Source organism: Citrobacter sp. LUTT5, assembly GCF_009905315.1.
GTDB lineage: Bacteria > Pseudomonadota > Gammaproteobacteria > Enterobacterales > Enterobacteriaceae > Citrobacter > Citrobacter freundii.
The window spans coordinates 2,753,464-2,765,774 of the sequence record NZ_CP047606.1; the positions used below are offsets into that span (position 1 = coordinate 2,753,464).

The 12,311-nt window shown below is 55.1% G+C and carries 10 protein-coding genes; 8 read left to right on the top strand and 2 right to left on the bottom strand.

Annotation, left to right across the window (positions count from 1 at the left end; translation table 11 throughout):
• Positions 1-54: 54 nt before the first annotated feature.
• The gene (gene ppsA, locus GUC46_RS13170; RefSeq protein WP_003836625.1) at positions 55-2,433 is read right to left on the bottom strand and encodes a phosphoenolpyruvate synthase; all 2,379 of its coding nucleotides are present in this window, start codon (positions 2,431-2,433) and stop codon (positions 55-57) included.
• A 327-nt stretch (positions 2,434-2,760) separates the two neighbouring features.
• Between ppsA and ppsR the strand changes: the two genes are divergently transcribed.
• The 8 genes from ppsR to GUC46_RS13210 all read left to right on the top strand — a co-directional run bounded on the left by ppsR (position 2,761) and on the right by GUC46_RS13210 (position 10,843).
• The gene (gene ppsR, locus GUC46_RS13175; protein ID WP_003030553.1) at positions 2,761-3,594 is read left to right on the top strand and encodes a posphoenolpyruvate synthetase regulatory kinase/phosphorylase PpsR; all 834 of its coding nucleotides are present in this window, start codon (positions 2,761-2,763) and stop codon (positions 3,592-3,594) included.
• Between the two features lie 126 nt (positions 3,595-3,720).
• Complete coding sequence (gene aroH, locus GUC46_RS13180; RefSeq protein ID WP_003030555.1) at positions 3,721-4,767, top strand: 3-deoxy-7-phosphoheptulonate synthase AroH; 1,047 nt, start codon at positions 3,721-3,723, stop codon at positions 4,765-4,767.
• A gap of 169 nt (positions 4,768-4,936) precedes the next feature.
• On the top strand, positions 4,937-5,125 hold the full coding sequence (gene hemP / locus GUC46_RS13185) for a hemin uptake protein HemP (RefSeq protein ID WP_003030556.1): 189 nt from the start codon (positions 4,937-4,939) through the stop codon (positions 5,123-5,125).
• 74 nt (positions 5,126-5,199) lie between these two features.
• Positions 5,200-7,182, top strand: coding sequence for a TonB-dependent hemoglobin/transferrin/lactoferrin family receptor (locus GUC46_RS13190; protein WP_044712270.1), 1,983 nt, complete (start codon positions 5,200-5,202; stop codon positions 7,180-7,182).
• A gap of 47 nt (positions 7,183-7,229) precedes the next feature.
• A complete protein-coding gene (gene chuS, locus GUC46_RS13195; protein ID WP_130714720.1) occupies positions 7,230-8,261 on the top strand; it encodes a hematinate-forming heme oxygenase ChuS in 1,032 nt (343 codons plus the stop codon).
• Complete coding sequence (locus GUC46_RS13200; protein ID WP_003843463.1) at positions 8,258-9,079, top strand: hemin ABC transporter substrate-binding protein; 822 nt, start codon at positions 8,258-8,260, stop codon at positions 9,077-9,079. Before chuS ends, GUC46_RS13200 begins: the two co-directional genes overlap by 4 nt.
• Positions 9,079-10,071: an iron ABC transporter permease gene (locus tag GUC46_RS13205; RefSeq protein WP_130714721.1), complete on the top strand. Its 993-nt coding sequence runs from the start codon at positions 9,079-9,081 to the stop codon at positions 10,069-10,071. Before GUC46_RS13200 ends, GUC46_RS13205 begins: the two co-directional genes overlap by 1 nt.
• Positions 10,064-10,843 (top strand): heme ABC transporter ATP-binding protein, encoded by a 780-nt coding sequence (locus tag GUC46_RS13210; RefSeq protein WP_003836641.1) that lies wholly within the window; start codon positions 10,064-10,066, stop codon positions 10,841-10,843. Before GUC46_RS13205 ends, GUC46_RS13210 begins: the two co-directional genes overlap by 8 nt.
• Here the strand turns inward: GUC46_RS13210 and selO are convergent.
• Complete coding sequence (selO, locus tag GUC46_RS13215) at positions 10,840-12,282, bottom strand: protein adenylyltransferase SelO (RefSeq protein ID WP_016150131.1); 1,443 nt, start codon at positions 12,280-12,282, stop codon at positions 10,840-10,842. The genes GUC46_RS13210 and selO overlap by 4 nt on opposite strands.
• Positions 12,283-12,311: the final 29 nt, after the last annotated feature.

Below are 12,311 nucleotides of genomic sequence, written 5' to 3' on the forward strand. Positions count from 1 at the left end.
GACGCTAGCGTATCTTATCCGGCCTACGTTGAATAGGCCGGATAAGGCATGATGTTACTTGTTCAGTTCAGCCAGACTTAGCCAGGTCTGTACGACAGTGTCCGGGTTCAGCGACAGGCTGTCGATCCCCTCTTCCATCAGCCAGGCCGCAAAGTCTTCATGGTCAGATGGGCCCTGACCGCAAATACCCACGTATTTGCCCTGTTTCTTGGCTGCACGAATCGCCATTGACAGCAGCGCTTTCACCGCGTCGTTACGCTCATCAAACAGTTCAGAAACCACACCAGAGTCACGATCCAGACCCAGCGCCAACTGCGTCATGTCGTTTGAGCCGATGGAGAAGCCGTCGAAGTACTCGAGGAACTGCTCGGCCAGCAAGGCGTTAGACGGGATCTCACACATCATGATGATCTTCAGTCCGTTCTCACCGCGTTTCAGCCCCTGGCGTGCCAGCTCTTCCACCACCGCTTTCGCCTGGGCAACGGTACGTACAAACGGTACCATCACTTCAACGTTAGTCAGGCCCATGTCGTTACGGACACGTTTTACTGCATCGCATTCCAGCGCGAAGCAGTCGCGGAAGCTATCGGCAACATAACGGCCCGCCCCACGGAAGCCCAGCATCGGGTTCTCTTCATGCGGTTCATAACGCTCACCGCCGACCAGGTTGGCATATTCGTTGGACTTAAAGTCAGACATACGCACGATGACGCGTTTAGGATAAAACGCCGCTCCCAGCGTCGCGATCCCTTCCGTCAGACGACCAACGTAGAATTCACGCGGAGAATCGAAACCTTTCATCATGGCGCGGATTTCATTTTGCAGCTCAGGCGTCTGGTCATCAAACTCCAGCAGTGCACGCGGGTGGACGCCAATCATACGGTTGATGATAAATTCCAGACGCGCCAGACCAACACCTTCGTTTGGCAGGCAGGCGAAGTCGAAAGCGCGGTCCGGGTTACCGACGTTCATCATCACCTTCAACGGCAGATCCGGCATGGTCTCCACGCTGGAACTCTTCACGCTAAAATCGAGCATGTCAGCGTAAACATAACCGGTGTCGCCTTCGGCACAAGAGACAGTAACCTTCTCACCATCTTTCATGCGCTCGGTCGCATCGCCACAGCCCACCACGGCTGGGATCCCCAGCTCACGGGCAATGATTGCCGCGTGACAGGTACGACCGCCACGGTTGGTGACAATCGCCGCTGCTTTCTTCATGATCGGTTCCCAGTCCGGGTCGGTCATGTCGGTAACCAGTACGTCGCCTGGTTCGATACGGTTCATTTCGCTGATGTCCTGGATGACTTTGACCGAACCCGCGCCAATGCGGTGACCGATAGCACGACCTTCAGCAATAATTTTACCCTGCGCATGCAGCGTATAACGCTCCATCACCTGGCCACGAGAACGCACGGTTTCCGGGCGCGCCTGCACAATGAACAGCTTGCCGGTATGACCGTCTTTCGCCCATTCGATATCCATCGGACGACCGTAGTGCTTCTCGATCTGCACCGCCTGCTTGGCCAGTTCCTGCACTTCTTCGTTAGTCAGGGAGAAAATGTCGCGTTGTTCCTGCGGCACATCTTCGATCGTTACCTGCTTACCGTGTTCCTGGGTCGGCGCGTAGATCATGCGGATTTTTTTCGAACCCATGGTGCGACGAACGATAGCCGGACGGTTAGCCGCCAGCGTCGGTTTATGCACGTAGAATTCATCCGGGTTAACGGCCCCCTGCACGACCATCTCGCCAAGGCCCCATGCAGAGGTGATAAACACCACCTGATCGAAACCGGATTCGGTATCGATGGAGAACATGACGCCGGAAGACGCGAGGTCAGAACGCACCATCCGCTGCACACCCGCAGAGAGCGCTACGCCACGATGGTCATAACCCTGGTGGACACGATAAGAGATCGCGCGGTCGTTAAACAGCGAAGCAAATACGTGTTTGATGGCAACCAGCACGGCATCAAATCCCTGGACGTTGAGGAAGGTTTCCTGCTGACCGGCAAATGACGCATCTGGCATATCTTCTGCGGTTGCGGAAGATCGCACAGCAAAAGAGGCATGGGCATCGTCCGCTGACAGCTGCGCGTAGGCATCGCGGACGGCATTTTCCAGCTCCGGCTGGAAAGGAGTGTCGATAATCCACTGGCGGATCTGCGCGCCGGCTTTTGCAAGCTCGGTGACATCGTCAATATCCGTTTTATCCAGCAGCTCATAAATGCGCTGGTTTACACCGCTCTGGTCCAGAAACTGGTTAAACGCGTCGGCGGTCGTTGCAAAACCATTCGGTACGGAAACACCCATACCTGAAAGGTTAGTAATCATTTCACCCAGGGAGGCATTTTTGCCCCCAACTCTGTCTACATCATTCATGCCGAGTTGGTTATACCAAAGCACCAGCGGTGACGAGCCATTGTTGGACATCGAACAATCCTTATATTTGAACGAGGTTAGGAAACTCAATTTTGCGTAATTATCTTTGCATATTTACTCCAGCGAAAAAAACGGTGAATCGTTCAAGCAACTTTATTTTTTATTTTTTCAGATTGTTTCCGCATTTGCGCAAACCCGCGAGCCACAGGGGATCTCCACAAAAACTACCGGTATAAACATTTGTTCCGAAAAATGAAATGTACTTTTCATTAATTATAAAAATACCGTTTCATTTTATAAAAAAGATGCAGCAATATTCGCTTCTGGCGAATTTTAATTTATGCTTTCAGAGAATTATGTCTGCCCAGGATGAGCAAAATGGATAATGCTGTTGATCGTCACGTATTTTATATTTCTGATGGTACGGCCATCACCGCCGAGGTCTTGGGTCACGCGGTGATGTCGCAATTCCCGGTCACGATCAGCAGCATTACGCTGCCGTTTGTGGAAAATGAGAGTCGTGCGCGCGCGGTTAAAGACCAGATTGACGCGATCTACCAACAAACTGGCGTGCGCCCTTTGGTGTTTTACTCCATCGTCCTGCCAGAAATTCGCTCAATCATTCTGCAAAGCGAGGGATTTTGTCAGGATATAGTGCAGGCGCTGGTTGCCCCACTACAACACGAGATGAAGCTCGACCCTACACCTATCGCCCATCGCACGCACGGTCTGAATCCCGGTAACCTCAACAAGTACGATGCGCGCATTGCCGCCATTGACTACACCCTCGCCCACGACGACGGTATTTCGTTGCGCAACCTCGATCAGGCCCAGGTGATCCTGCTTGGTGTTTCTCGTTGCGGCAAAACCCCGACCAGTTTGTATCTGGCCATGCAGTTTGGTATCCGCGCCGCCAACTACCCCTTTATTGCCGATGATATGGATAATTTGGTGCTGCCCGCCTCCCTGAAGCCGTTGCAGCATAAGCTGTTCGGTCTGACTATCGACCCTGAGCGCCTGGCGGCCATCCGCGAAGAGCGCCGTGAGAACAGCCGGTACGCTTCGCTGCGCCAATGCCGAATGGAAGTTGCAGAGGTAGAAGCGCTGTACCGGAAAAACCAGATCCCCTGGCTGAACAGTACCAATTATTCGGTAGAAGAGATTGCTACCAAGATCCTCGATATCATGGGACTGAATCGCCGCATGTACTAGAATGCTAGTGCATTGGTTCGTTTTTTTGTTATTATGCTCGCCACCAGGCAGGATGAGTGTGATATTGTGATGTACATCACTTCCCGGTAGTCCTGCCGTTGAAGCAACAAATTTCTGAGACAAGTAATGAACAGAACCGATGAACTCCGTACTGCGCGTATTGACAACCTGGTCACTCCAGCAGAGCTTGCGCAACGGCATCCTGTTTCATCCTCCGTCGCCCGTCATGTTACGGACTCCCGACGTCGGATAGAAAAAATTTTAAATGGTGAAGATCCCCGTTTACTGGTGATCGTAGGTCCCTGCTCGATTCACGATCTTGATGCCGCGATGGAATACGCGACACGATTACAGGCGCTGCGCACAAAGCACCAGGCGCGTCTGGAAATCGTGATGCGTACCTATTTTGAAAAGCCACGCACCGTCGTGGGCTGGAAAGGCCTGATTTCCGACCCGGATTTGAACGGCAGTTATCGTGTAAACCACGGTATTGAACTGGCGCGAAAACTGCTGTTGCAGGTCAACGAACTGGGCGTCCCCACGGCGACTGAATTCCTCGACATGGTGACCGGCCAGTTTATTGCCGATTTAATCAGTTGGGGAGCTATTGGCGCGCGCACCACCGAAAGTCAGATCCATCGTGAAATGGCCTCCGCGCTCTCCTGCCCGGTAGGTTTTAAGAACGGAACGGATGGCAACACGCGCATCGCCGTCGATGCGATTCGCGCCTCCCGCGCCAGTCACATGTTCCTCTCGCCGGATAAAACCGGTCAGATGACCATTTATCAGACCAGCGGTAACCCTTACGGGCATATCATCATGCGTGGCGGTAAAAAGCCGAATTATTATGCTGAAGATATTGCCGCCGCCTGCGATACCCTGCACGAATTTTCCCTGCCTGAGCATCTGGTGGTCGATTTTAGCCACGGCAATTGCCAGAAGCAGCATCGTCGTCAGTTGGACGTTTGTGACGACGTGTGCCAGCAAATTCGTAACGGTTCGACGGCAATTGCCGGGATCATGGCGGAGAGTTTCCTGCGTGAAGGTACTCAAAAAATCGTTAGCGGCCAGCCGTTGGTTTACGGTCAGTCCATTACCGACCCGTGCCTGAACTGGGAAGATACTGAACTGTTGGTTGAAAAACTCGCCTCTGCGGTTGATAGCCGTTTTTAATGCTGTTCGCCGGGCAATATCACTTTGCCCGGTGCTAATCCTTTGTTTTTCCCCGATTGTTGTGCAAAAAACGTTCTCGTCACAATTATTTCACAAAAACGCTTGCCGCAAATTTGCAGTTTGATGATAATGATTATCATTGTTACATTGATTGTTATTTTTAAACACTATGTCACGTATGGATAACACAACGGCTACGCCTACAAAAGACACAACACCGCCTTCCGTCGCGCCAAACGAGCGACGAATTGACAGTAAAACCCTGCTGGGTAACGAAGGACGCGTGATCATAGAGCATGATGGTCAGCACTACCTGCTGCGCCAGACGCAAGCCGGAAAACTCATTCTGACTAAATAAACAACACATTTCGCCAGCCACCCAGGTCATACCCAGGCAGCCAGCGCTTTTCGATTTCCTAATGGAGAGTTGCTATGCCTTACCTGCACACCGCTTCCCTGCGCCCATCGCTGTTGGCGCTGGCGATTGTCAGTAACCTGCCCATCGTAGCCTATGCGGCGGTCGAGGATATGACCGTCACCGCCACCGGCAATGCCCGTAGTGCCTTTGAAGCGCCGATGATGGTCAGCGTGATTGATGCCACCGCCCCGGAAAACCAGACCGCCAGTTCGGCAGCCGATCTGTTGCGGACGGTTCCGGGTCTAACCCTCGATGGAACGGGTCGTACCAACGGCCAGGACGTGAATCTGCGCGGCTACGATCGACGTGGCGTTCTGGTACTGGTTGACGGCGTTCGTCAGGGAACTGACACCGGGCACCTGAACAGCACCTTCCTCGACCCGGCGCTTATCAAACGTATCGAAGTCGTGCGTGGCCCTTCCGCACTACTGTACGGTAGCGGCGCGCTGGGCGGCGTGATCGCCTATGACACTGCGGATGCCAAAGATCTGCTGGAAGCCGGACAAAACAGCGGTTACCGCGTGTTCGGTACCGCGGCAACCGGCGATCACAGCCTCGGTATGGGCGCCAGCGCATTTGGGCGCACCGATACGCTGGACGGACTGCTTGCATGGTCGAGTCGCGATCGCGGTGATTTGCGCCAAAGCGACGGTGCTACAGCGCCAAACGATGAAGCAATCAACAATATGCTGGCGAAAGGTAGCTGGAAAATTGACAGCGCCCAGACGTTGGCCGGCTCGCTGCGATACTACAACAATGACGCCCGGGAACCTAAAAACCCGCAGACCAGTGCGGCGGATGCCAGCAACCCGATGACCAACCGTTCAACGATCCAGCGTGATGCGCAACTGACCTACTCGCTTGCTCCTGCGGACAATGACTGGCTGAACGCGGATGCCCGTATCTACTGGTCCGAAGCGCGCATTAATGCTCAGAACGCAGATAACACTGGCGAATTTCGCAAGCAAACCACCAAAGGCGGGAAGATCGACAACCGCAGCCGCCTGTTTACCGACTCTTTTGCATCTCACCTGCTGACCTACGGCGGTGAGTACTATCGCCAGGAACAACAACCGGGTGGTTCAACCACCGGTTTCCCGGAGGCAAAGATCGATTTCAGCTCCGGTTGGCTACAGGATGAAATCACCCTGCGCGACCTGCCGGTTACGCTGCTGGGCGGTACCCGTTATGACTCTTATCGCGGCAGCAGCGACGGCTATGAAGATGTTGATGCTGACAAATGGTCGTCCCGCGCCGGACTCACCGTTACGCCAGCCGACTGGCTGATGCTGTTCGGTTCATACGCTCAGGCCTTCCGTGCGCCAACCATGGGCGAGATGTATAACGATGCGAAACACTTCTCGATTGGTCGTTTCTACACTAACTACTGGGTGCCAAACCCTAACCTGCGCCCGGAAACCAACGAAACGCAGGAATACGGATTTGGCCTGCGCTTTGACGATCTGCTGATGGCGAGCGATGCGCTCGAATTTAAAGCCAGCTATTTCGACACCAAAGCAAAAGATTACATCTCCACCAGCGTCGACTTCGCCGCTGCGACAACCATGTCCTATAACGTTCCCAATGCCAAAATCTGGGGTTGGGACGTGATGGCGAAATATACCGCCGACCTGTTCAGCCTCGACATGGCCTATAACCGCACACGCGGCAAAGATACTGACACAGGTGAATACATTTCCAGCATTAACCCCGACACCGTCACCAGCAAACTGAATGTGCCGGTTGCGCACAGCGGTTTCTCCGTAGGCTGGATTGGGACATTTGCTGACCGTTCAACGCATATCAGCAGCACCTACGCTAAACAACCTGGCTATGCGGTAAACGATTTTTACGTGAGCTATCAGGGCCAACAAGCACTGAAAGGCATGACCACCACGCTGGTACTGGGCAACGCCTTCGACAAAGAGTACTGGTCGCCGCAAGGCATTCCGCAGGATGGTCGTAATGGCAAAATTTTCGTGAGTTATCAGTGGTAATCACTTTTCCCCGGTTCGCCGGGGCCGCAATCTGGAAGGAAGAGACAATGAATCATTACACACGCTGGCTGGAACTGAAGAAAGAAAATCCCGGCAAATACGCACGCGACATTGCAGGGTTGATGAATATTAGTGAAGCCGAACTGACCTTTGCGCGCGTCGGCCATGACGCCTGGCGCTTACGTGGCGAAGTCCGCGAAATCCTCGGCGCACTGGAAGCCGTAGGTGAAACCAAATGCATTTGCCGCAACGAATATGCGGTGCATGAACAGGTTGGCGCTTTTACCAATCAGCACCTGAACGGCCATGCCGGGCTGGTTCTTAATCCACGCGCCCTCGACCTGCGCCTGTTCCTCAATCAGTGGGCAAGCGCTTTTCATATCAGTGAGACCACCGCCCACGGCGAGCGTCAGAGCATTCAATTCTTTGACCATCAGGGAGACGCACTGCTGAAGGTCTATACCACACAAAATACCCTCGTTGAGGAATGGGCGGCGTTGCTGACCCGTTTCATCTTTGCAGAAAACCCGCCGCTGGTGCTGCAACCCGTCAACAATTCTGTGCCTACCGCCGTCACTGTCGACGCACAGACCGTTGATCAAGAGTGGCGAGCGATGACCGATGTCCATCAGTTCTTCGGTCTGCTGAAACGCCACGATCTCACCCGTCAACAGGCGTTTAATCTGGTTGGCGACGATCTGGCCTGTAAGGTTTCTAATAACGCACTGGCGCAATTACTCGACACCGCGCGTCAGGATGGCAACGAAATTATGGTTTTTGTGGGTAATCGCGGCTGTGTACAGATATTTACCGGCGTAATAGAAAAACTGGTGCCGATGAAAGGCTGGCTGAACATCTTCAACCCAACCTTTACCCTGCATCTACTGGAAGAGAGCGTGGCGGAAACGTGGGTGACGCGTAAACCGACCGCCGATGGTCACGTCACCAGTCTGGAGCTGTTTGCTGCCGACGGCACGCAAATCGCCCAGCTGTATGGTCAACGTACGGAAGGCGAGCCGGAGCAGACGCAATGGCGCGCACAGATTGACGCACTGACGCCGAAAGGACTGGCCGCATGAAAAAACTGCTGGCCCTGATCGCGCTGCTGCCCTTCGCGGCGCTGGCTGCGCCCGAGGAACGGGTTGTTGCGCTCGGTGGCGATGTCACCGAGATTGTCTACGCACTGGGAGCACAACCCTCCCTTGTGGCGAGAGACAGCACAAGCCAGTGGCCTGTTGCGGCAACCGCGTTACCTGATGTTGGTTATTTGCGCCAGCTCAACGCCGAAGGGATCCTGGCTACCCGCCCTACGCTGGTCCTTGCCAGCGCGCAGGCACAGCCCTCTTTAGCGCTAAAACAGCTTGAGCAGAGCAACGTCAGGGTTGTCACGATCCCAGCAAGCAACGATCTTAACGCGATTGATGAAAAAGTTCGGGTTATCGCTGAGGCTACTCATCGGGAGGCCGACGGCGAAACGCTGCGCGCAACGTTACGTCAGGAACTGGCGACGCTCCCGTCGTCTGAACTTAATAAACGTGTGCTGTTTATTCTCAATCATGGCGGGATGACCGCAATGGCGGCGGGCCAGCAAACCGGAGCCGATGCGGCGATTCGTGCCGCAGGTCTACGCAACGCCATGCAGGGCGTTAATCGCTATCAGCCGCTGTCACAAGAAGGCGTCATTGCCAGCCAACCCGATCTGGTGGTGATTTCGCAGGACGGCGTTAAGGCGATGGGTGGCGAAGATAACCTGTGGGCGCTACCGGGACTTGCGCAAACACCTGCCGGAAGGAATAAACAGGTATTGCAGGTTGACGATATGGCGCTGTTGGGCTTCAGCGTTCGCACGCCACAGGCTATTTTGCAGCTTCGTGCTAAAGCGGAGCAATTGCCCTGATGTCCCGGCGGATCACCTGTTCGTTGTGGATGTTGGCATTGATGCTGGTTGCAATGACGGTTCTGGCTACCGGTTTTGGCGCGTTGCGCCTGCCGGTAAGTCTGCTCTGGCGTGATGGCGATGAGGCACTGCGTCAAATCTGGATCACGATTCGCCTTCCCCGCGTCCTGCTGGCACTGGTGATTGGCGGCTCTCTGGCGCTCTCTGGCTGCGTGATGCAGGGGCTGTTTCGCAATCCGCTTGCAGACCCTGGATTACTGGGAATAAGCAGCGGCGCCGCCTGCGCTGTGGCCCTGTGGGTGGTGCTGCCTGTCTCTTTGCCCGCGCTGATGATGTTGTATGCTCCAATGCTGGCCGCTTTTTTCGGCGCGCTAGCGGCAACAGTAGTGATTTTTATCCTCAGCCAACAGCGCGACGGTTCGCTCTCCCGCCTGCTGCTGGTCGGCATTGCCATCAACGCGCTCTGCGGGGCGGCGGTTGGCGTACTGTCGTGGGTCAGTAATGATGCGCAACTGCGCCAGCTGTCGCTATGGGGAATGGGAAGTCTGGGGGCTGCACAGTGGTCCACGCTGTTGGCTGTCACTTCACTGACAATCCCGACAGTGCTGATCATCTGGCGACTTGCTCCGGCGCTGAATCTTCTGCAACTGGGTGAGGAAGAGGCGCATTATCTCGGCGTTGATGTACGTACAATCCAGCGTATTTTGCTGCTTTGTAGCGCATTACTGGTTGCCTCAGCCGTGGCGGTAAGCGGGGTGATTGGCTTTATCGGGTTGGTAATCCCACATTTAATACGTATGTGGCTCGGCTCAGACCATCGGGCCGTTATTCCGGGTTCCGTGCTGGCGGGCGCGTTTTTATTGCTGATTGCCGACACCCTGGCTCGTACGGCGGTTGCGCCTGCGGAGATGCCGGTCGGTCTGTTGACCAGTCTTCTCGGCGCACCGTGGTTTTTATGGCTTATTTTTCGTCAGCGAGGAGCGCATGGCTGAACATTTCATCGCTGAAGGGCTTCACTATCACGTAGCTGGCAGAGCGGTGATTGACGACGTATCGCTCGCCCTTACAAAAGGTGAACTGGTTGCGCTCATCGGCCCAAACGGTGCGGGGAAATCCACCCTGCTGCGCCTGCTGACCGGTTTTCTCAAACCAGCAACCGGGCGTTGCGTGCTGGCGGGCAAACCGCTGCATGAATGGTCTACCCAGACCCTGTCGCGGCATCGGGCAGTGATGCGCCAGCAAACACAGTTGGGATTCGACTGGCCGGTAGAGGCCGTCATCGCGATGGGCCGCGCGCCGTGGACCCAACAGCAGGAGCCCCGGCTTATCGCTCAGGTGATGGAAATGACCGGATGCACACCTTTGGCGGGTCGGCAATACGCCGCGCTTTCCGGCGGCGAGCAACAGCGAGTACAGTTAGCCCGTGCGCTGGCACAACTCTGGTGCGACGGTGCGCCTCGTGGTTGGTTATTCCTTGATGAACCGACCTCCGCGCTGGATCTTTACCACCAGCAGCATCTGTTGCGCATGCTAAAAACGCTTACCTCTTCGGGAGAGCTGCATGTGTGCATTGTGCTTCACGATCTGAACCTCGCCGCACTGTGGGCAGACAGAATAGTGCTGCTGCACAACGGCAGGCTGGTATCGCAGGGAACACCGGAAACTGTGTTACAGGCCGATGACTTGAAGCGCTGGTACGGTGCTCAGGTACACGTTGGCCAGCATCCGGCCAACGCCTCCCCGCAGGTATTTCTGGCCCCTTAGCTTGAACAACTCACTTCCAGCCGTTTTCCCCAGTCAGGTGGACGGCTGACATAGTCATCATCACGATCGGCAAACGGGGTACGCAACGCCTGGTGCAACCGATGCAGCTCGGCGTAATCCCCCTGCTCTGCCTGACTAATCGCCCGTTGCGCCAGCCAGTTACGTAATACCATCGCCGGGTTAGCCGCCTTCATCTGTGTTTGTCTGGCAGCATCGGCAATATTGTCTTGCTGAAGGCGCGAGCGATACCGCGTGAACCAGTCGTCAAACGCTGCGCGGTCGATAAACTCATCGCGCAACGGAGATTGCGCACTGTGTTGTTCCGTTTGGCTGAGCATGCGAAACGTTCGCGTATAGTCGCTTCTTTCCCGCGACATCAGACTAAACAGCTCGCTAAGCAGTTCGTTATCGTCTTTCTGCTCGCTAAAGAAGCCGAGCTTTTGCCGCATCCGCTGACCGTAGCGAGTTAACAGCGCCAGCTGGTAACTGTCCAGCGCATCATTGAGCGCCTCGACCGGGATAAACGGCGACAGGGTTTGCGCCAGACGTTGCAGGTTCCACAACGCGGCGGCCGGCTGATTATCGAAACTGTATCGCCCCTGGTTGTCAGAGTGGTTACAGATATAATCGGGCACGTAATCATCAAGAAAACCGAATGGACCGTAATCCATCGTCAGACCCAGAATCGACATGTTGTCCGTATTCATAACACCATGCGCAAACCCTACCGCCTGCCAGTCAGCGATTAACGTCGCAGTACGCGTGACAACATCGTTAAACCACAGCTGATATTTATCGGCGTCTTCCTGCCATTGCGGCCAGTAATGGCGAATCGCAAAGTCAGCCAACTGGCGCACTTTTTCCGGCTCCCGGCGATAGTAAAAATGCTCAAAATGGCCAAACCGCATATGGCTTTGCGCCACGCGGATAAGCATCGCTCCCGCTTCGACCGTTTCGCGATACACCGGCGTGTCGCTGGTGACAATCGACAATGCCCGCGTGGTCGGTATTCCCAGGTAGTGCATCGCTTCGCTAGCAAGGCTTTCGCGAATGGTCGAGCGCAGCACGGCGCGCCCATCACCCATGCGGGAATACGGCGTGAGTCCGGCGCCTTTCAGGTGCCAGTCAAACGTTGAACCATCCGCGAGCTGTTGTTCGCCCAGCAGGATCCCACGTCCGTCGCCAAGCTGACCTGCCCAGACGCCGAACTGATGTCCACTATAAACCTGGGCTAAAGGCGACATCCCGGGAAGCAGCGATTCGCCTCCCCAAACGCCCGCACCAGTTGAAATATCAAATAGCGCCGCAGGAATAGCTAATTGCTCCGCCAGCGCATCGTTATGCCAGATAAGGCGCGCATTTTTCAAAGGGGTGGGTGAAAGCGCGGTATAAGTTGCTGGTAGTTCATCACGCCAGCGAGTGGTAAAAGACAGGGTCATAGGGCCTCCTGCCTCTAGTGTAGACTGTT